The organism is Candidatus Methylolitoribacter marinus, assembly GCF_051853155.1.
Lineage (GTDB): Bacteria > Pseudomonadota > Gammaproteobacteria > Burkholderiales > Methylophilaceae > BACL14.
This window is the reverse complement of the sequence record NZ_CP124221.1, coordinates 135,076-153,383: the sequence shown is the minus strand read 5'-3', so window position 1 is coordinate 153,383 and position 18,308 is coordinate 135,076. Positions and strand designations below refer to the sequence as shown.

Here is an 18,308-nt window from a genome sequence, read left to right as displayed (position 1 = left end):
TCACTCCATTATTTTTGACCCTAACAACTGCTCCATCTCCATAATAGAAACAATGTAATCAAGTCTTGCTGATAGATAATCTTTTCGAACAATTCGTTGTGTTCTTTGCGCATCTAGATATTCTAAAATTCCTCTTTCTCCAAATCGATAAGCCGCCTCCACTACCTTTAATACCGATTCTGCTTGAGCTAATAAATTTTCTTCAAATGTTAATACCTGGTCTTTCGCTATTAAATAACGCTGATAAGCAGCATCGATATCTCTTTTTAAAAATAACGATTGTTGGTTATAAGTTGCCTCAACCTCTCTTAAATTAGCCTCTGCTTGACTGATTTGACCTTCTCTTTGATTCCAAATAGGGAGAGGGATACTTACCCCAAACGTATAATTTCTAATGCCAGGGTCTTGATTAACACCAGCACTCAAGGTTACCCCAGGATTAACAAGATTTTTTTCTAACTTAATTTTATTTTCAAAAACTGATGAAGCAGCTTTCAATTGCTTTAATCTCGGACTGTTAGAAATTAAGTTGGTTACATCTGATTTACTAATATTGATATTAGACTCCGGAAACTTTCCTTCGAGATCAAAATCATCCGGCATATTTTGTCCAATCAAACCTTTTAGAAAAAACTTTCTTTCTTGAATCCTTAATTTTGCAGCCTGTGCATCTCGTTTGGCCGCCAATAATTCAGTGTCTGCTTTAATTAACTCATATCTGGGAGATTCACCAACATTGACTCTAAGCTCCACACGGTCTCTAATATCTTGAATGACTTTTTGATCCGCATCAGCAATTTTTAAAATTTCTTGATTATGAATCACGTCATAAAAGGCTGATTTGATATTTAGCATTAAGTTGATTTTTGTTCCACGGTTTAATTCATCCACGAATTCTAGATTAGATTCGGCTATTTCTTTTCTGGATCTACGAACATCTGAGAACTCTAATGGTTGCGATATACCAAATTCCCAGTTTTTATCATTTTCAGTTGGTGGCGTTCTCGTTTTTGTTGGACCCACTGCAAGACCAACCGAAGGATTTAAATATTGCTGTGCCACAGTAATTCCAGCCTTAGCTGCATCTTGTTTTGCTTGCAGCACATCCATCACTGGATTGGCTTGATTTGCCATGTCGATCAGATCATCGAGGCTGTAGATTGGATTTGAAAACAATTCAAATGATACAAAAAAAATAAATAAAAAATATTTCGACTGTTTTAAAATCATTGGAATATATTATAAAGTATTCACATTATAAAAACAGAATATATGGGGCAAAAATGAGTAAAATTTTTATTACTGGAACAAATCGTGGATTAGGTTTAGAGTTTGTGAAACAATTCTTAAACAGAGGTGACCAAGTCACTGCAACCTGCCGCAATCCAAAGGACGCAACTGAGTTAAATCAGCTTCAAGATAATCACAACTTACAAATTTTTTGTCTTGATGTCGGTGATCATGGTGCCGTTCAAAAATTACAACAGCAACTTGTTGATCGGCCCATAGATATCTTTATTAACAACGCTGGCATTTGGCGAAGCAGCCAATTAGGAAATATTTCCATTGACGAGTGGATGGAAAGTTTTCGAATAAATACCATCGCACCCATTAAAACTATTGAGTCTTTTCTGCCAAACATTAAGTTGGGGGAAGATAAAAAAGTGATTTCCATTACTAGCAAAATGGGGAGTATTGATGATAATACCAGTGGCGGATCTTATATTTATCGCTCATCAAAAACTGCTTTAAATTCCGCCATGCACAGCATGCATCATGATCTTAAGAATCATGGCATTGCAACCTGCACTCTACATCCTGGTTGGGTTCGAACTGACATGGGCGGTCCTGGGGGCTTGATTGATGTCGAACAGAGTGTTTCCGGCATGATTAAAGTCATTGACCAGCTCTCAATTGAGAATTCCGGAGAATACATAGATTACGCAGGAAAAATTATTCCTTGGTAACGCTCTATGAAGAAGCTGAAAAATTTTTAGGCAAACAAAGTGAACAGTGGTCAATTCTTATCCAGCAAATTGGCCCATGTTGTTTAAAGGTGAGTAATGAACTCTTGCCACATCAAAGTATTATTAAAAGTATTTTTTTTCAACAACTTCATCCAACAGCAGCATCAGCAATTTATCAACGTTTTTTAGATTTATTTAACAACGTTTTTCCTACAGAACAAGACATTATTAAAAATAAAAATTTACTGAGTTCGACAGGGTTATCAAAACAAAAGAAAGAAACCATTCTATCTATTGCTGATGGCTACTTAAAGAAATCAATTCCTAGCGAGAAAAAAATAAAATTGCTTAATGATCAGGAGATCATTAAGCAATACACTCAAATCAAAGGAGTGGGGGTGTGGACTGTCCAAATGATGCTCATTTTTAATCAGGGTCGCCTTGATGTCATGCCTTCTTCAGATTTTGCAATCCGTAAAAAATATTCATTACTAATGCAAAAAGGATGTCAGATCACTCCGACTCAATTAATAAAAGAAACAGAATATCTGAGCCCCTATAGAACTATCGCCGCTTGGTATTTATGGCAAATGAAATAAACTTTTTATTTCTTACTTTTTTTCTTCACTGAATCAGGCTTAGTATGACAAGAGCTGCCTCTTTTATAAGCACACATGACTATTAAAAGATCAATAATGAGTTGAAAAATTACCACATAAGCTAACACCTGAATGATGTAGTTACCCCAACTAATTGATACAATATCAGTGACAGGCTGACTCATCGAGTTTGCTCCAAGACACATAAAAAATACTCTTGTATTTTCATAGAAAGTCACCCCATCCTGGACTGATGAAATCACTGCAGGAACATAAGTTAGGGGGAACAGTAAAAATATCCAAAAAAATACACGAACAAATGCACATCGCATGTTTATAACTCCTTAATTAATTAGTAAATGAAAAATCTCTAACAAAATGACAAGAATATCCGCTTGGATTCTTCTTGATATAGTCCTGATGATCGAGCTGAGCAGCATAAAAGGCTTTAAAAGGAAGAACGTCAGTTACCACTGGGTCTGGCCAGTGACCACTTTGATTCACTTTGCTTATCACTTCATTGATGATCTTTTTATCTTCATCATTTAAATAAAAAATAGCCGAACGGTATTGCGTTCCAATATCGTTACCTTGTTGATTTTGAGTCGTTGGATTATGCATCCTAAAAAATTCAAACAGCAATTGTTCTAGTGATAAAACTTCTTCATCATAAGTAATGTAAATCGTTTCAGCATGGCCGGTTAATCCAGTTTTAACATCATCGTAGGTCGCATTCTCTAGCGAACCCCCAGCAAAACCTACCTCGGTATCCATTACACCAGGAAGATCTTGCAGCAGATATTCTAATCCCCAATAACAACCGCCGGCTAAATAAATTTCTTTTTTTTGCATTGAAAAAACCGTAAAAGATTGAATAATTAGCAGGATGCCTGCCAATAAAAATTTCATAAAAATTAATTACGCACAATCACCAAAAGCTTCAAGATATCTTGTTTGACATTCTTTATCTTCGCTTAAACATTTATCAAGATCTTCAGCAATTGATTTTTCTTTAGGTAATTTTTTATCTTTGGATAAGGTTTTCATCACCTCAAATCCACTTGTGTGATAACTCGGCATCATTTTTCTCCTTGTGAGATCAAATTGTTATAAATTTTAGCTTGTGGCTTAAACTATATGATTAAGGATAACAAAATTAGTTCAGGAAGGAAAAGATAAAATTAATTAATTAACATACAAGTTCCCTCTCTCATTCGAGAAGAAAATTGTTTATCTTTTTGTTCGAGCTCAGAATAATCTTTTAACATCAAGTTATATCGATTCAGATAAGTTTTTTGATAGTGAGCAACAGACTTTGAGTCTACATTTTGTGTGTATTTCTCACAAACCAATTCTTCTTCACCTAACTTACATTCTGTAAGACTATAATTGACATGACTGGTTTTCAAACCCACCTGGTCGTCATAAACCCATGCCTCTTTTTGATTATCAGAAGCCTGTTCTGTCCAATCACTAGCGGTTGTTAGTTTTAAATCACACTCAATATTGATTGTCTTTGCGTAAGAAGAGGTACAAAAAATTAGCAAACAAAAAAGACATGACTTTAAGGAAGTCATAAAAAAATCCTTTAGTTATTTTTAAAAGAAAAGGTGGTTACCACCCTAATTCACAAATCAAATTTTCATCACCAAGCAGTTTTTCGCAACGTTCTGGATAAATATAAAAATAACCAACGATTAAAAGCAAAATGATAATAATATAAGTAACTTTTTTCATAATTCCTCCACACTAAATTTTAGAGAACTCCTTCAGTTACTAAAGATATGATATGAAATCTATTGAAAAGTTACATTTATTTTTTATCTTTATTTTTTTCGTGTTGCGCCTGCTCAGATAATTTTTGCTTTTTTTCTTTTTCTTTCAATTTTGCGAGCTCTTGCAACACCGTAAATCCACTTTCAAAAAAATTTGCCATGAGATTTCCTTTTATTGATTTGTAAAGCTTATCAAAAATAATTTAAATTTTGTATCAGTATTTTCATTAAACCTATTGACCGAAGCTAATGCCTTGATAGGATTTTTTTTATCTCAATTATTTGCTAATAGTTATGAAAAAGAAATTTCCCCGACCTCAAAGTACTGGTAAAAATCATTGGAATTATAAACATGGAAAATGCACTACTGAAGAACGACAAAGACGGGCTGATTTTAATTGTCGGCTCCTTTTCCTTTATGATATGGCAATCCATGGTGGCTTTATGTCAAACCCTTCTAAATTATTGGGCAGGCCTCCGAAGGATTATTTCAAACCAGACTTTAATAATATGTGGCATAGGGTATATGTACACATTAAGATTAATGATTTAGACAAGTAAACTTAATTTAATATCTAGGTATTATTTTTTTATTTGGCGTATTCACTTAAAGATACTAATATAAAAAGAATAAACGTCTTAAATGCATAAAGAATAATGAACGAATTAATTATTAAAAGTTTTTTAATGAACACCTACTCACTGATTTGCCTGTTACCTGAAGAGATTAAAAAAATTTCATCATCTTCAAATAAATTTTCAAACTGTGCCTTGTTTGATAAAACTATGGAGGACATTAAGGATTTTTCTCCACTATTTACCAAAGAAGCACTTGATACAAGTTTGAATAATGTAAAAAATTTAAATAACAATGAATGTCAGATTTACCTGAGTGCTTTAGAAGACAAATTTAAGAATATTACGAAAGCATCTGAAATAGTTTCTAAAGAAGATGAATCTTTTATCAATCGGGTAGAGATACAAAAAGAAGATTTATTGAATAAATTTGAATAAAAAAGCTCATGAATGCATGAGCTTTTTTACAGAATATAAATCAATCATTCATGGCTATTTCAAAATCTTCCGGTTCTTTCACCGGTAGATTATCTAATGCAATCTTCGCATCTGTGTTGCCCTGGTCTGCGGATCGTTGATAATAATCTTTAGCTGTTTCTAGATCAACAGACGTCCCTAACCCTTTTTCATTCATCAATCCTAAATGGTAATCCGCTTGCGGTAAGTTGTAATTAGAAGCCATTTGATAATATTGATAGGCTTGCATATAGTCTGTTACTTTTCCCATTCCATAAAAGTGAATATGAGCAATATTTAAGAATGCTTCTGGTTGATTTGTTTTTGCAGCTTTCTGGTAATGCAACAAAGCTTTTTGATAATTAGGATAGACCCCATGCCCATAATGCTCCATCAATCCTAAATTAAACTCCGCTTCAACCTGTCCTTGTTTTGCAGCTTTCGTATACCAGTGATGGGCTTTAAGGTAATCTTTTTGGCGATCGTTATAGTGGTACTCGCGTGCCAAATTAAGTTGTGCTTCAGCCAAGCCCTGCTCTGCGGCTCGCTGATAATATTGTATAGCTCCATCATAGTCATAGTGTTCTCCGATTCCTGTCATCATCAGTTGTGCTGCATTAAATTGTGCTTCTTTGAGATCTTGCTTAGTCGCTTCTTTAAACCACAGTAACGCTTGATCTAAATTTTTATCAACACCTAAGCCATATCGAAACATCTGTCCTAAGTGAAATTGTGCTTCTGCCATTCCTTCTACTTCTACCTCACAATTATTTTTTGCAACAACCTGATTGGATGCGGCTTGTTTAAAATATTGAAATGCTTGCTGTTGATTGGATGGAGTTCCAATACCATAACGGTGCATTAAGCCTAGGTTAAATTGAGCTTCTGGATTGTTAGCTGCGATGGACTCATAATACTGAATAGCTTTTTGATAATCTTTATTCGTTGATAAGCCGTAGCGATAGACTAACCCTAATTTTGCTGTTGAATCATGATTGCCACGAAGGTGGGCTCGTTGATAAAGATCTAATGCTCTAGCTAAATCTTTATTGAAAACGCTGCCCTCAAAGTAATGATTGGCAAATAAATGTTGAGCATTGCTAATGACACTATTGGTCATTTGTGAATAGAAACCATTAAATTGCCCATTGGTAAAATTCGTTTGCCAAAAGGTTTTTTCTTTACATAGATTTTTTTCTTGGACTTTAACTTCTGGTGCTTGCATCTCATTCGCTGAAACTGCATTTGAGATCAAGAACACATTGGCAAGTACTGCCACAATTGTTTTAATTTTCATTTCCTAACCCTTAATTAATTAACTACATTAGATAGATGGAGTTAAGATTAAAAGTCAGGGATTATTTCTATTTACTTTTTTGATTAATTAAATATTCGTAGTTTACGCGACCGTAGTCATTCCCCAACGCAGCAGCACGCTTGTAATACTCAATGGCTTTGTCATGATTTTCTTCCCCATCGAAACCCATGTGGTATAGCAAGCCAATGTTAAATAAAAGATTAGGGTTGCTTGGATATTTTTCAAGCAGGAGTAAACATCCTTCAAGATCAATTCGATCTGCATCACACCCGCCAATATTGGTGGGCACAGGATTAGCTAAATAGCGATGGCCAAACATAATGAAAGAACCATTATTAAACCATTTCTTCCAAAATAATTTTGGATCTTGTCCTTCTAATTCTTCCTGGGTATGAGTCAGTTCTAATGGCAGTGGTTTGGTAAAATGAACATATTCTTTGGTCGCATAAACCCCTGTGACACCCAGTATAAATGCAAGGATCCAATTCTTATAGGCCAATGTTCTTTCTTGCTTTGGAATAAGATATCGATCTTGTAGAACTTTACCTATTCTTTTCTCAAAGGCTTGTTGACGTTTCACCATCAATCGCTCTTCAAGGTTATCCTCTTTGATCATAATATTTCTAACCATACGCGCGATCACACGCCATTTAGGATCCATGCCAGATACTTTGTTACCTTGCAATACACTTATAAAATCATCTTGTATTTGTTCACTCATGATGTTTCCAAATCCTTACATTCTTCAAAATATGCGGTCAATTTCTTTTTTGATTGAGATAAAAACTCTTTGGTTGCTGCATAAGATCGACCTATTCTGATTGAGATATCTTCAACGGGCACGCCATCTTTTTGTAAATTAATAACATAGTGGCGATCTGGCATATCTTCTTTAAATAATTTAAATTTTTCCTCTATACAACTTTGCTGATCATCATATTTCTGACCATAGCTCACCTTCACATCTTCATCACCAGTAAGATTTTCTAGATCTTCAGTATCAAGACCAAACATGACATTATTCTTTCTGGAAGATTTTCGATAAAACTCATTCATATTATTTCTGAGAATTTGCCACAACCATGATTCAAATTTACTATCGTCTTTAAGGGTATCTATTTTTTCAAATACCTTAATATAAGTCTCTTGAATAACATCATCTGCATCTTCATCATTCAATCTATTTCTTACCAAAAACCTGAAGGCTTTTTTATAAAAAAAGTTATTTAGAGATTTATAGGCAACATTTAACTTTGCTTTGTCTTGTAATTGCTCTAACACTTCCCCAGCAAGCATTATTCCTCCAGTTTTTGCTCTTATATAAATGAGATGCAGTAATACTTAATAGGTCAGGATTTTTATTAAATTAATTAATGAAATATTTTTTCCTGACTTTTTAAAACTCGGTCATCTATCAATTAAGGAGGCGCAATTTCTCTCTTCCTTACCTCCAGCACCATGGTTATCTGGTGTTAAATATGATAACCGCTTACTTCCCTGAAGCACCGCCTGACTAGCCGGCGGTTCAAATAGGCTAGTCAATAATCGTATATAAAATTTAACATGAATATTGATATTTTCTATGAGGTAATTGAAACTTATTGTTGTCTTAATTTTGCAAAGTAGAAATAAAAAAAGCTTACATGAACTGTAAGCCTTGTTTTTATTGGTGGGCCCACCTGGACTCGAACCAGGGACCAAAGGATTATGAGTCCTCTGCTCTAACCAACTGAGCTATAGGCCCTATTTAAATTAATCTTTTCCTTCAAGGAAGCTTTTTAATCGATCAGATCTTGTTGGATGTCTCAATTTTCTTAAAGCTTTAGCTTCAATCTGACGGATTCTTTCTCTAGTAACATCAAACTGTTTTCCAACCTCTTCTAAAGTATGGTCTGTATTCATCTCAATACCAAACCTCATTCTCAATACTTTAGCCTCCCTTGGGGTAAGTCCTTCAAGAATTTCATTGGTCACACTGCGAAGACTTGAATAAACTGCAGCATCATCTGGAGTTAATGTACCAAGGTCTTCAATAAAATCACCTAAGTGAGAATCCTCATCATCACCAATTGGAGTCTCCATTGAAATTGGCTCCTTGGATATTTTTAAAATTTTTCTAATTTTATCTTCAGGCATTTCCATTTTTTCAGCTAATTCTGCTGGCTCAGGTTCTTGGCCCGTTGCTTGTAAAATCTGTCTTGAAATTCGATTCATCTTATTAATGGTCTCAATCATATGAACTGGGATACGAATCGTTCTTGCTTGGTCAGCAATAGAACGAGTAATCGCCTGACGAATCCACCATGTAGCATAAGTTGAAAACTTGTAACCTCTTCGATATTCGAATTTATCAACGGCTTTCATCAATCCAATATTGCCCTCTTGAATGAGATCCAAAAATTGCAAGCCACGGTTGGTATATTTCTTAGCTATGGAAATCACCAAACGTAAGTTAGCTTCAATCATTTCTCTTTTAGCACGTCTGGCGCGAGACTCGCCTCTAGTCATTTGGCGATTAATCTCTTTGAAATTTTTGATTGGAATTCCAGAAAAATCTTCTAATTCTTTTAATTGTGCTTGTTGATCTAAAATCGAATGTTTTAATTTTTCTAAATTATCAATGTAGGGCTTATCACCCTTCATTTCATCTTTTAACCATTTGTTACTGGTTTCATTGCCAGGAAATGATTTTATAAATTGTGTTCGAGGCATCTTCGCTTGGTTTACACAAAAATCCATGATGGTGCGCTCATGTGCACGAATCTGAACAATAAATTGTCTGACTTTGTCACATAAGACTTCAACAAGCTTTGCTGAAAATCTAAAATTAAGTAATTCTTTTTGAATAAGATCCTGGTGTTTCTTATATTCTGGATCATCAATCCATTTATTTTTCTCACGCAGTAAGGCTAATTTTTTATGTGCTGTTTTAATTTTTTTAAATCGTTTAAGAACTTCCTCTGTTAACATTTTCAAGTCTTCTGATGACATGCCTTTGCCATTATCAGATGATGAATCATCGTCCTCCTCGTCCTCACTATTTTCAACATTAGAAGATTCTTCTTCATTCATGCCAAGAGCTTCATTAAGTTCTTTCTCAGCCTCTATATCAATCAAGCCATCCACGAACTCATCAACTGCTAATTCTCCAGCCTTCACTTTGTCGCCCATTTGCATCAAGTCATCAATAATACCTGGACAAGCTGAAATGGCTTGAACCATATGCTTTAAGCCTTCTTCAATTCTTTTGGCAATTTCTATTTCTTCTTTTTTATCAAGCAGGCCCACCTTACCCATTTCACGCATATACATACGGACAGGATCAGTTGTTCTACCAAATTCAGAATCCACAGTCGCTAGAGCTTGCTCTGCTTCTTCAGCAGCTTCTTCATCAGTAACGGGGGTTGGTGCATCATCCATTAATAAATTTTCAGCATCCGGGGCTTCGTCATAGGTTTTTATACCCATGTCATGAATAATAGAAATAATTTCGTCGACTTGATCAGTTTCAGATATCTCATCAGGGAGATGGTCATTAATTTCAGCATGGGTAAGATAGCCGCGCTCTTTACCTAAAATAATTAATGCTTTTAATTGGTTTCTTCTATGTTCAGCTTCTTTTGGACTTGAAGCCTCATCCAAATATAAATCTTTTAGTTTTTTGACACGAGGTTTTCTAGTTTTTTTAGGGGTAACTTTTTCTTCAGGATTTTTTCTTGGTCTTCCCATGCATGAATGCCTTAAATTAATTAACAGAACGACCCGACATGATAACAAATTCAGTGTTTTACATCAATATATTTGGTTAAACTCAAGTTTATTTCTGAATATGATTATTTCTTATAATTTTTCAAAAATTCTTTTTCCTCATCACTGAATTCACTTAATTTTTTGTTTTTTAGTGCTGCAAATTGTTGCGATTGTTTATTGCTATTTAATTGTTGATTAAAAGAATTTTGAATTCCCTTAAACTCTTCAAGCAAATCAATATTTTCAGAATAGTCCATCATCTGTCTTTGTAATTCATCCAAAATATTTTCATCAATTTTATTTTGTAAAGAATGGAATAAGCTGGCAGTATTTTTAATGTTTGAATTATTTTCTTCCATTGAATTTTTGATTTGTTTAAAAAGCTCATCCTCAACTAAATTGTTCTGAAAAAATATTTCATCTTCACTTTTAAAAAGCTCAGGCTTCATTGTTAATATAAGAATATATTTGCGTTTAGCTGTTAATGAGTTCTTAGAGGATCGTGAATATTTCATTTGCGGTGGAACAGAAAAATTTTCAGAGGGCTCAATGCTCATCATTTTTTCGATTTCCCTTTGTGAAAAATGAATCAAATCTGCAACTCTTTTAATTAGAAAGATCTTATATTTGTTTGAATTTATTTTTTTATAAATTGGCTCAAAATTATTAATAAACTTAATCTTATTTTCTTGACTAGACAGATCATTCTTTTCAGTTAATCTTTTAACAATAAATTCAGTCAGAGGAGTGGCGTGATCTATATATTTTTTGAAATCTTGAATTGAATGTGTTTTTATAAACGTATCGGGATCTTCGCCTTCAGGTAAAAATAAAAAATAAAATTCGTAATCATCTTCTAATATATCCACAGCGGTATTTAATGCTTTCCAAGCAGCTTCTTTGCCCGCATTATCTCCATCAAAGCAAAACGTAATTTTTTTTGAGTAGCGAATTAATTTTTTTAAATGATAAATGGTTGTCGCAGTCCCTAAGGTTGCGACTGCATTTTGAATGCCATGTTGATATAAAGATATAACATCCATATATCCTTCCACAATCAAAATATTTTTATCGTCTCGAATCCCTTTTTTGGCTTGGGGAAGGCCATATACTTCATAACTTTTTTTAAACAATGGAGTTTCTGGTGAATTGTAATATTTGGGCTGATCCTCTGAATTAATTACCCTTCCACCAAACCCAATAATATTGCCTTTAGCGTTTATAATTGGAAAAATAATTCTATTTCTAAATCGATCATATATTTTCCCAGAATCATTCTTTTGAACTAGGCCAGCAGTTTGTAATTTTGGCTCCTCATAGTTTTCAAATTCTTTTTTCAACCCTTGCCAATCATCACTCGCATATCCAATCTGAAATTCACGAGCAACAGCTCCAGTTAAACCTCTTTTTTTTAAATAATTAATGGCCAGATCTGAAGAGCGTAGATTTTTTTTAAAATGTTGATTTGCCTTTTTGAGTATTTCCTCTAACTTAAAATCATCGGCTGTGTCTTTTTTTGTATTCGGTTGATCATTAGGTACCGCTAAACCAAGCTGATTTGCAATTGATTGAACGGACTCAATAAATGTTAATCCGTCATATTCCATTAAAAAACTAATCGCAGATCCATGGGCGCCACATCCGAAACAATGATAAAACTGTTTGGAAGGGCTAACTGTAAAAGAAGGTGATTTTTCTTGATGGAAAGGGCAACATGCGACATAGTTTGCTCCTGCTTTTTTTAGTTTTACTCTTTGGTCAACAACATCGACAACGTCAATTCGATTTAAGATTTCTTGAATAAAGGACTCAGGGATCATCACATAATGATAACTGAAAATATTTCAATTTTTATAAGTGATTTAAGAGAGTTTTTGTCTAACTAATTTTGATACTTCAGCCATATCCGCACGGCCTGCTACTTTGGATTTAAGAATACCCACCACTTTTCCCATATCTTTCATATCAGATGCCCCAGTTGTAGCAATGGCCTCTTCAATATATTGATTTATCTCTTCCTCAGATAATGGTTCTGGCATATATTTGGATAACACTTCAATTTCTAATTGTTCCTGATCAATTAAATCTTGACGACTTGCCTTTTGATAAGCTTCTATTGAGTCTTTTCTTTGTTTGAGCATTTTTTGGATGACAGAAAAAATTTGATCGTCATTTAATTCGATTCTATCGTCAACCTCTTTTTGTTTGATAGCAGCCTGAAGTAATCGAATAGCTCCAAGACGAGCCGAGTCTTTGGCTCGCATGAAGGTTTTCATATCATCTGAGATTGTTTGTCGGATCGACATCTCGGAGGGATTAATACATTTTAGGAGGTAACATTTGATTACGAAGACGTCTGTATTGTCTTTTCACCGCAGCTGCTGCTTTTCTTTTACGCTCCCATGTAGGTTTTTCGTAAAATTCCTTAGCTCGAAGATCATTCATAAGGCCTGTTTTTTCAACAAGACGCTTAAATCTTCTTAATGCAACGTCAAATGGTTCGTTCTCTTTTACTTTAATTGTTGTCATAAATTATTATTTTATTAATAGTTCGTTTAAGGTTCGCTATTTTAATGCTAATATCATTTTTTTTCAACAAAAATTGTCAAAATGTTAATCTTAGGTATTGAGTCTTCTTGTGATGAAACGGGTTTAGCCCTTTATGACTCTGAATCTGGGCTAATCGGACATGTTCTAAATTCTCAAGTTGATCTGCATCGTTTATATGGTGGAGTTGTTCCAGAACTAGCATCACGTGACCATATTCGCTTCATTCTTCCTTTATTAGATGAGTTATTCAACAAAACTAACAAAAATGTGACTGAGCTTGATGCTATTGCATATACAAAAGGTCCAGGACTTTCCGGGGCTCTGTTGGTGGGAGCTAGTGTTGCTGAAAGTTTAGCAATGAGCTTAGATATTCCAACAATACCAATACATCATCTTGAAGGACACCTCTTATCTCCCTTTTTAGAGAATGATCAACCTGCATTTCCTTTTTTGGCATTGCTTGTCTCAGGCGGACATTCACAACTCATTCATGTAAGAGAACTCGGTGATTATGAAATCATTGGAGACACACTGGATGATGCAGCAGGCGAAGCATTTGATAAAAGTGCACAACTCTTGGGTCTTGGTTACCCTGGAGGTGCAGCATTATCAAAACTAGCCTCTACTGGATCTTCTTTTTATTCTCTACCAAAACCATTAATCAATAGTGATGATCTGAATTTTAGTTTTAGCGGATTAAAAACGGCAGTTCTCAATCTTGTCAAAAAAGAGCAGCCGTTAGATGAGATTAAAAAAGCGAATATTGCATACGCATTCCAAGAATCCATCACCGATGTCCTCACCACGAAATGTTTAAAAGCCCTTAACGAAAAAAATTTGAGCTGCTTAGTTGTTTCTGGTGGCGTGGGAGCAAATAGACAATTGCGAAACAAACTAAAATCACTTTCTCAGAAACATGATTTTCAATTATTTTTTCCTAGCCTGGAATTCTGTACTGACAATGGAGCAATGATTGCTATTGCTGGATTTTTTAGGCATCAACTATCCCAGAATAAAAATTACGAATTTTCTGTCAAACCTAAATGGAAGCTCACAGAAATTTAATTTTTTTATTTAAAATTTGACTCTTTTTTTTCTAATAGATTTTTGATGTTTTCTTTGTGGCGATAAATTAAAAACATACTTAAAAAGAGACTGAGCCATAAAAAGTTCTGATCAATATGCATGAAAAAAGTAATTAAAGGTAGACATAATGCAGCCGTGATGGCCGATAAAGAGGAGATGCGACTTACCAAAAATACAATTAACCAGATCAATAATACTATAATTGCAATACTGCTATCGATTGCTAGCAATACTCCTAAAGCGGTAGCAACGCCTTTACCGCCTTTAAATTGATAATACACAGGGAACAGATGTCCAATAAATACTACTGCAGCAATAAGCAACACTTGGTCATCATTAAAATTTAAATAATATTTTGCGATTAAGACGACCAATGTACCTTTAAGCATATCGCCCAAAAGGGTTAGAAGAGCTACAAATTTTTTCCCAGACCTCATAACATTGGTAGCTCCTGGATTTTTTGAGCCAAAACTTCGCGGATCTTGTATTTTAAAAATCTTACTTAATAAAATTCCAAACGAAATTGAACCAATAAAATAAGCTAGAATAATGTAGATAGTATTAACCATATGTAAATTATAAGGGATTGCTAATCAGATGAATAATCAAATTTTCATATCCAATCTTGTTGTACCAATCACCATCGGAGTTCCGGATTGGGAAAGAGCAATTCCACAAAGTTTGTTCATTGATTTGAATATTACTCTTAAAAAAAAGGATGCTTTCAATTCGGATAATCTTGAAGACACCATTGACTATGGCGCTGTGATTGAATTAATTAAATCCCTCGCAGAAACAAATAAAGATACTCTACTTGAAAGTTTCGGAGAAAAAATAGCATCTAAAATTCTTCAAGACTATCCAGCTCAGTCTTTGACCTTAAAAATATCTAAGAAAAAAATAATCGCCGATGCTGACTTCGTTGGAATAATTATTAATCGATCAATCTAACCTCTTGGATGATGTTTTTGATGTAAATCTTTCAATCTTTCTCGCGCCACATGAGTATATATCTGCGTAGTAGATATATCACTATGTCCTAACAGCATTTGAACAACTCTCAAATCTGCACCATGATTGAGCAAATGAGTGGCAAAAGCGTGTCTTAAGACATGTGGTGAAATCGGATGATTTATGCCTGATGCAACAGCGTACCTTTTAATTAAATACCAAAAGGCTTGACGTGTCATAGCACCACCTCTTGCAGTTATAAAAAGATACTTTGATTTTTTCTCTTTTAAAAGATTTTCTCTTGAAGATTTAAGGTATTGCTCAATCCAATGAGAAGCTTCCTCACCCATCGGAACTAGTCTAGTTTTATCGCCTTTACCAGTTATTCTGATCACACCATCATTTAAAGATACTTCCGTGACCATAATGGTAATTAATTCACTGACTCTTAAGCCACATGCATATAATAATTCCAACATGGCTCGATCACGCAAACCTTGGTTATCAGCAATATTGGGTGCATTGAGAAGATCTTCAACCTCATTTTCATTTAAACTTTTTGGAAGTCCTTTAGAAAGTTTTGGAGCCTCAATCATCAATGTAGGATCCTCATGAACAATATTTTCTCTTAATAAATATCTATAAAACCTTCTTAAACAAGCTAGCAATCGTGCAATGCTCCGTGATTTTGACAATGGAAAACGATAAGCTAAATATTCTTGAATTTCACTTTTTGTAATATGAGTAATATCACGATTAGAATACCAAATGACTAGTTGCTTTAAATCATAACGATAGCTGTCTAATGTATTTTTTGACAAGCCATCCTCTAGCCACAAACTATTAATAAATTGATCAACAATTAAAGGAAGGTCTTTAGATGTTTCATTCATAATTGAAATTTATTATGGCATAAAAAAAGCCCCAAGAAGGGGCTTTTCATTTTGTTTTAAAACTTAATTAAGCATCTTTTTTATCTGCATCTTGAGCTGGCGCTTCAGCAGGAGCTGCATCTTGAGCTGGTGCTTCAGCAGGAGCTGCATCTTGAGCTGGTGCTTCAGCAGGAGCTGCATCTTGAGCTGGTGCTTCAGCAGGAGCTGCATCTTGGGCTGGTGCTTCAGCCAATTCTACTTCAGGAATTGCTTCATATTGAGAATCAGACTCACGCACTTTCAATCTTTCCTTAATACGCGCAGACTTACCTGAACGCTCTCTTAAATAGAACAGTTTTGCACGACGAACGTTACCACGTCGCTTAACTTCAATTGTATCTATTAAAGGTGAATGTAGTTGGAAGGTTCTCTCAACGCCCTCTCCGGAAGATATTTTTCTTACGATAAAAGAAGAGTTAAGTCCTCTATTTTTTCTAGCAATCACAACGCCCTCAAAGATCTGAACTCTTTTTCGGTCTCCCTCAACAACGTTTACGCCAACGGCAACGGTATCACCAGGAGCAAATTTAGGGATTTTTTTGCCAAGACGCGCAATTTCTTCTTTTTCAATAGTTTGAATAATGTTTGTCATATCTATTTCCTCTTTTTTAAATCTTGTTCCTGCTCACCCAATGCTTCCTGGAGCAGCCCAGATTCTTCTATTGTTAATTCCTGATCTTCTAATAAGTCAGGTCTTTTTTTAAAAGTTTCTAACAAAGCAGTTTTTTTTCGCCACTTTGATATCAGATTATGATCTCCAGACAATAAAACATCCGGTACCTTTAAATTCTCAAAAACTTCAGGTCGAGTAAACTGAGGATGGTCGAGAAGTCCTTTATAGAAAGAATCATCCTCAAAAGATTCATTGTTGTTTAACACTCCAGGTATTAGCCTGGACAATGAATCGATTAAAACCATAGCCGGTAATTCACCGCCTGTCGTTACAAAATCTCCAATGGAGATCTCTTCATCCACAAAATGATCTATCACTCTTTGATCAACACCTTCGTATCGACCCGAGATTAAAATCATATTATCTATCTTTGATAACTCAATTAGTTTTTTTTGATCAAGCCTTTTACCTTTTGGGCTTAAATATATCACTTTCGAGTTATGTACTTTCTTTGTCTCATGATTTTTTTTGATGTCTCTTATGGTCTTCACAAGAGGTTCGATCATCATTACCATTCCTGGACCACCCCCATAAGGTCGGTCATCAATAGTGTGATGAACATCATTCACATAATCACGAGGATTCCATAGATTTAAATTAACCTTGGAATCTCTCAAAGCTCTACTGACTACACCGTCAGATTTAATTACATCAAACATTTGAGGCATTATTGAAATGACATCAAATGTAATCATTAAAATTCCTTATCCCAATCCACTTCTATGAGCTGATTGTGTATATCCACTTTTTTAATTACCTGTGGAATATAGGGTATTAATCTTTCTTTATCTCCTGAAACCACCAAAACATCATTGGCTCCTGTTTCAATTAATCCAACCACTTTACCTAAACCCAAATGGTCAACACTAATCACATTTAACCCTATCAGATCATCCCAATAAAACTCGTTTTCAGGCAATTGTGGGAGCTGATCCCTTTCAATTGCTAAGAAATAGCCTTTTCTCGAGATAGATTGGTCTCGATCTGTTAATCCAATATCAGCTACAACATCCTGACCTTGAATTTTTATTTCTTTAATTTCAACACTGTTCCAATCTTTTTGATTTCTAGATAAAAACTGTGTTCTGTACTGTATAAAATTTTTAGCTGTTTCGGTAAATGGTCTTATCTTTACCCAACCTTTAACCCCATAGGCAGAAATAATTTTTCCTATGATGACAAGGTTTTCCAACAATTATTCTTCTTTAGGCGCTTCCTCAGCAGGAGCAGCTTCTTCAGCAGGAGCAGCTTCTTCAGCAGGAGCAGCTTCTTCAGCAGGAGCAGCTTCTTCAGCAGGAGCAGCTTCTTCAGCTACAGGCTCTGCTGCTGCAGCTTTTTCAGCTGCTTTTTTCGCTTTCTTTGCTTCAGCTTTTTTCAAATCTTTTTGTTTCATGGCTTCTAGGCCAGTCGGGCCTTTTGCCTGTAATTTGATAATTCTAGACATTGTTTCTGAAATTTGAGCCCCATTGTCTTTCCAATAAGCAATTCTTTCTTGATCAAGCCTTAAACTTTCAGCTCCTGATTGTGCCATTGGATTGTAGAAGCCAACACGCTCAATAAAACGACCATCTCTTCGTTTACGTGAGTCTTGAACCACTACGTTATAATAAGGTTTCTTTTTGGAACCACTTCTTGATAATCTAATAATAACCATAAATAATCTCTAAAAATTTTA

The 18,308-nt window shown here is 34.7% G+C and carries 24 protein-coding genes, 1 tRNA gene and 1 pseudogene; 5 read left to right on the top strand and 21 right to left on the bottom strand.

The window, feature by feature from the left end; genetic code table 11:
* A complete protein-coding gene (locus QFA95_RS00800) occupies positions 1-1,230 on the bottom strand; it encodes a TolC family protein (RefSeq protein ID WP_486462950.1) in 1,230 nt (409 codons plus the stop codon).
* A 53-nt stretch (positions 1,231-1,283) separates the two neighbouring features.
* Between QFA95_RS00800 and QFA95_RS00795 the strand changes: the two genes are divergently transcribed.
* Positions 1,284-1,967 (top strand): SDR family oxidoreductase, encoded by a 684-nt coding sequence (locus QFA95_RS00795; protein WP_486462949.1) that lies wholly within the window; start codon positions 1,284-1,286, stop codon positions 1,965-1,967.
* Entirely contained in the window at positions 1,961-2,566 is a 606-nt protein-coding gene (locus QFA95_RS00790; RefSeq protein WP_486462948.1) for a DNA-3-methyladenine glycosylase family protein, read from the top strand. Before QFA95_RS00795 ends, QFA95_RS00790 begins: the two co-directional genes overlap by 7 nt.
* A gap of 5 nt (positions 2,567-2,571) precedes the next feature.
* Here the strand turns inward: QFA95_RS00790 and QFA95_RS00785 are convergent, their stop codons facing one another.
* The 6 genes from QFA95_RS00785 to QFA95_RS00760 form a co-directional block, all read right to left on the bottom strand.
* Positions 2,572-2,898 carry a hypothetical protein gene (locus QFA95_RS00785; protein WP_486462947.1) on the bottom strand — a complete coding sequence of 109 codons (327 nt, stop codon included), beginning with the start codon at positions 2,896-2,898 and terminating at the stop codon, positions 2,572-2,574.
* Positions 2,899-2,914: 16 nt separating this feature from the next.
* Positions 2,915-3,475 (bottom strand): peptide-methionine (S)-S-oxide reductase MsrA, encoded by a 561-nt coding sequence (gene msrA, locus QFA95_RS00780; protein ID WP_486462946.1) that lies wholly within the window; start codon positions 3,473-3,475, stop codon positions 2,915-2,917.
* 9 nt (positions 3,476-3,484) lie between these two features.
* The gene (locus QFA95_RS00775) at positions 3,485-3,613 is read right to left on the bottom strand and encodes a hypothetical protein (protein WP_486462945.1); all 129 of its coding nucleotides are present in this window, start codon (positions 3,611-3,613) and stop codon (positions 3,485-3,487) included.
* Between the two features lie 134 nt (positions 3,614-3,747).
* A complete protein-coding gene (locus QFA95_RS00770; RefSeq protein WP_486462944.1) occupies positions 3,748-4,143 on the bottom strand; it encodes a hypothetical protein in 396 nt (131 codons plus the stop codon).
* Between the two features lie 37 nt (positions 4,144-4,180).
* Positions 4,181-4,303: a hypothetical protein gene (locus tag QFA95_RS00765; RefSeq protein ID WP_009852796.1), complete on the bottom strand. Its 123-nt coding sequence runs from the start codon at positions 4,301-4,303 to the stop codon at positions 4,181-4,183.
* Between the two features lie 76 nt (positions 4,304-4,379).
* Positions 4,380-4,502 carry a hypothetical protein gene (locus tag QFA95_RS00760; RefSeq protein WP_486462943.1) on the bottom strand — a complete coding sequence of 41 codons (123 nt, stop codon included), beginning with the start codon at positions 4,500-4,502 and terminating at the stop codon, positions 4,380-4,382.
* Positions 4,503-4,998: 496 nt separating this feature from the next.
* On the opposite strand from QFA95_RS00760, the gene QFA95_RS00755 reads away from it, so the two are divergent.
* Positions 4,999-5,355, top strand: a complete 357-nt coding sequence (locus QFA95_RS00755; protein ID WP_486462942.1) for a hypothetical protein — start codon at positions 4,999-5,001, stop codon at positions 5,353-5,355.
* A 40-nt stretch (positions 5,356-5,395) separates the two neighbouring features.
* Here the strand turns inward: QFA95_RS00755 and QFA95_RS00750 are convergent, their stop codons facing one another.
* The 8 genes from QFA95_RS00750 to rpsU all read right to left on the bottom strand — a co-directional run bounded on the left by QFA95_RS00750 (position 5,396) and on the right by rpsU (position 12,970).
* Entirely contained in the window at positions 5,396-6,670 is a 1,275-nt protein-coding gene (locus tag QFA95_RS00750; RefSeq protein WP_486462941.1) for an SEL1-like repeat protein, read from the bottom strand.
* 67 nt (positions 6,671-6,737) lie between these two features.
* Positions 6,738-7,412: an SEL1-like repeat protein gene (locus QFA95_RS00745; protein ID WP_486462940.1), complete on the bottom strand. Its 675-nt coding sequence runs from the start codon at positions 7,410-7,412 to the stop codon at positions 6,738-6,740.
* Positions 7,409-7,987 carry an RNA polymerase sigma factor gene (locus QFA95_RS00740; protein ID WP_486462939.1) on the bottom strand — a complete coding sequence of 193 codons (579 nt, stop codon included), beginning with the start codon at positions 7,985-7,987 and terminating at the stop codon, positions 7,409-7,411. The genes QFA95_RS00745 and QFA95_RS00740 overlap by 4 nt, the downstream gene beginning before the upstream one ends.
* A 371-nt stretch (positions 7,988-8,358) precedes the next feature.
* Positions 8,359-8,435: transfer RNA gene (locus QFA95_RS00735), tRNA-Ile, on the bottom strand.
* 8 nt (positions 8,436-8,443) lie between these two features.
* A complete protein-coding gene (rpoD, locus tag QFA95_RS00730) occupies positions 8,444-10,420 on the bottom strand; it encodes an RNA polymerase sigma factor RpoD (protein ID WP_486462938.1) in 1,977 nt (658 codons plus the stop codon).
* Positions 10,421-10,524: 104 nt separating this feature from the next.
* A complete protein-coding gene (dnaG, locus tag QFA95_RS00725; RefSeq protein ID WP_486462937.1) occupies positions 10,525-12,261 on the bottom strand; it encodes a DNA primase in 1,737 nt (578 codons plus the stop codon).
* A 42-nt stretch (positions 12,262-12,303) separates the two neighbouring features.
* Entirely contained in the window at positions 12,304-12,747 is a 444-nt protein-coding gene (locus QFA95_RS00720) for a GatB/YqeY domain-containing protein (RefSeq protein WP_486462936.1), read from the bottom strand.
* A gap of 10 nt (positions 12,748-12,757) precedes the next feature.
* Positions 12,758-12,970, bottom strand: a complete 213-nt coding sequence (rpsU, locus tag QFA95_RS00715) for a 30S ribosomal protein S21 (protein ID WP_009852545.1) — start codon at positions 12,968-12,970, stop codon at positions 12,758-12,760.
* A gap of 81 nt (positions 12,971-13,051) precedes the next feature.
* Here rpsU and tsaD point away from each other — a divergent pair, with 81 nt between their 5' ends.
* A complete protein-coding gene (gene tsaD, locus QFA95_RS00710) occupies positions 13,052-14,056 on the top strand; it encodes a tRNA (adenosine(37)-N6)-threonylcarbamoyltransferase complex transferase subunit TsaD (RefSeq protein ID WP_486462935.1) in 1,005 nt (334 codons plus the stop codon).
* A 5-nt stretch (positions 14,057-14,061) separates the two neighbouring features.
* Here tsaD and plsY read toward each other — a convergent pair whose 3' ends face one another.
* Complete coding sequence (gene plsY, locus QFA95_RS00705) at positions 14,062-14,646, bottom strand: glycerol-3-phosphate 1-O-acyltransferase PlsY (RefSeq protein WP_486462934.1); 585 nt, start codon at positions 14,644-14,646, stop codon at positions 14,062-14,064.
* Between the two features lie 28 nt (positions 14,647-14,674).
* Here plsY and folB point away from each other — a divergent pair, with 28 nt between their 5' ends.
* Positions 14,675-15,028 carry a dihydroneopterin aldolase gene (gene folB / locus QFA95_RS00700; RefSeq protein ID WP_486462933.1) on the top strand — a complete coding sequence of 118 codons (354 nt, stop codon included), beginning with the start codon at positions 14,675-14,677 and terminating at the stop codon, positions 15,026-15,028.
* Here the strand turns inward: folB and xerD are convergent.
* The 5 genes and pseudogenes from xerD to rpsP form a co-directional block, all read right to left on the bottom strand.
* Entirely contained in the window at positions 15,025-15,921 is an 897-nt protein-coding gene (gene xerD, locus QFA95_RS00695; protein ID WP_486462932.1) for a site-specific tyrosine recombinase XerD, read from the bottom strand. The two genes, folB and xerD, sit on opposite strands and share 4 nt — an antisense overlap.
* A 265-nt stretch (positions 15,922-16,186) precedes the next feature.
* Positions 16,187-16,552: pseudogene (gene rplS / locus QFA95_RS00690) on the bottom strand (50S ribosomal protein L19); the annotation flags it as partial.
* 2 nt (positions 16,553-16,554) lie between these two features.
* Complete coding sequence (trmD, locus tag QFA95_RS00685; RefSeq protein WP_486462931.1) at positions 16,555-17,328, bottom strand: tRNA (guanosine(37)-N1)-methyltransferase TrmD; 774 nt, start codon at positions 17,326-17,328, stop codon at positions 16,555-16,557.
* Complete coding sequence (gene rimM / locus QFA95_RS00680) at positions 17,328-17,828, bottom strand: ribosome maturation factor RimM (RefSeq protein ID WP_486462930.1); 501 nt, start codon at positions 17,826-17,828, stop codon at positions 17,328-17,330. Before rimM ends, trmD begins: the two co-directional genes overlap by 1 nt.
* The gene (gene rpsP, locus QFA95_RS00675) at positions 17,829-18,287 is read right to left on the bottom strand and encodes a 30S ribosomal protein S16 (protein ID WP_486462929.1); all 459 of its coding nucleotides are present in this window, start codon (positions 18,285-18,287) and stop codon (positions 17,829-17,831) included.
* Between the last annotated feature and the right edge of the window lie 21 nt (positions 18,288-18,308).

Bases quoted from the DNA above. Each gene is read 5' to 3' on its own strand.
- QFA95_RS00800 (WP_486462950.1), bottom strand. From the start codon at position 1,230: ATGATTTTAAAACAGTCGAAATATTTTTTATTTATTTTTTTTGTATCA.
- QFA95_RS00795 (WP_486462949.1), top strand. From the start codon at position 1,284: ATGAGTAAAATTTTTATTACTGGAACAAATCGTGGATTAGGTTTAGAG.
- QFA95_RS00785 (WP_486462947.1), bottom strand. From the start codon at position 2,898: ATGCGATGTGCATTTGTTCGTGTATTTTTTTGGATATTTTTACTGTTC.
- msrA (WP_486462946.1), bottom strand. From the start codon at position 3,475: ATGAAATTTTTATTGGCAGGCATCCTGCTAATTATTCAATCTTTTACG.
- QFA95_RS00775 (WP_486462945.1), bottom strand. From the start codon at position 3,613: ATGAAAACCTTATCCAAAGATAAAAAATTACCTAAAGAAAAATCAATT.
- QFA95_RS00770 (WP_486462944.1), bottom strand. From the start codon at position 4,143: ATGACTTCCTTAAAGTCATGTCTTTTTTGTTTGCTAATTTTTTGTACC.
- QFA95_RS00765 (WP_009852796.1), bottom strand. From the start codon at position 4,303: ATGAAAAAAGTTACTTATATTATTATCATTTTGCTTTTAATCGTTGGT.
- QFA95_RS00760 (WP_486462943.1), bottom strand. From the start codon at position 4,502: ATGGCAAATTTTTTTGAAAGTGGATTTACGGTGTTGCAAGAGCTCGCA.
- QFA95_RS00755 (WP_486462942.1), top strand. From the start codon at position 4,999: ATGAACGAATTAATTATTAAAAGTTTTTTAATGAACACCTACTCACTG.
- QFA95_RS00750 (WP_486462941.1), bottom strand. From the start codon at position 6,670: ATGAAAATTAAAACAATTGTGGCAGTACTTGCCAATGTGTTCTTGATC.
- QFA95_RS00745 (WP_486462940.1), bottom strand. From the start codon at position 7,412: ATGAGTGAACAAATACAAGATGATTTTATAAGTGTATTGCAAGGTAAC.
- QFA95_RS00740 (WP_486462939.1), bottom strand. From the start codon at position 7,987: ATGCTTGCTGGGGAAGTGTTAGAGCAATTACAAGACAAAGCAAAGTTA.
- rpoD (WP_486462938.1), bottom strand. From the start codon at position 10,420: ATGGGAAGACCAAGAAAAAATCCTGAAGAAAAAGTTACCCCTAAAAAA.
- dnaG (WP_486462937.1), bottom strand. From the start codon at position 12,261: ATGATCCCTGAGTCCTTTATTCAAGAAATCTTAAATCGAATTGACGTT.
- QFA95_RS00720 (WP_486462936.1), bottom strand. From the start codon at position 12,747: ATGTCGATCCGACAAACAATCTCAGATGATATGAAAACCTTCATGCGA.
- rpsU (WP_009852545.1), bottom strand. From the start codon at position 12,970: ATGACAACAATTAAAGTAAAAGAGAACGAACCATTTGACGTTGCATTA.
- tsaD (WP_486462935.1), top strand. From the start codon at position 13,052: ATGTTAATCTTAGGTATTGAGTCTTCTTGTGATGAAACGGGTTTAGCC.
- plsY (WP_486462934.1), bottom strand. From the start codon at position 14,646: ATGGTTAATACTATCTACATTATTCTAGCTTATTTTATTGGTTCAATT.
- folB (WP_486462933.1), top strand. From the start codon at position 14,675: ATGAATAATCAAATTTTCATATCCAATCTTGTTGTACCAATCACCATC.
- xerD (WP_486462932.1), bottom strand. From the start codon at position 15,921: ATGAATGAAACATCTAAAGACCTTCCTTTAATTGTTGATCAATTTATT.
- trmD (WP_486462931.1), bottom strand. From the start codon at position 17,328: ATGATTACATTTGATGTCATTTCAATAATGCCTCAAATGTTTGATGTA.
- rpsP (WP_486462929.1), bottom strand. From the start codon at position 18,287: ATGGTTATTATTAGATTATCAAGAAGTGGTTCCAAAAAGAAACCTTAT.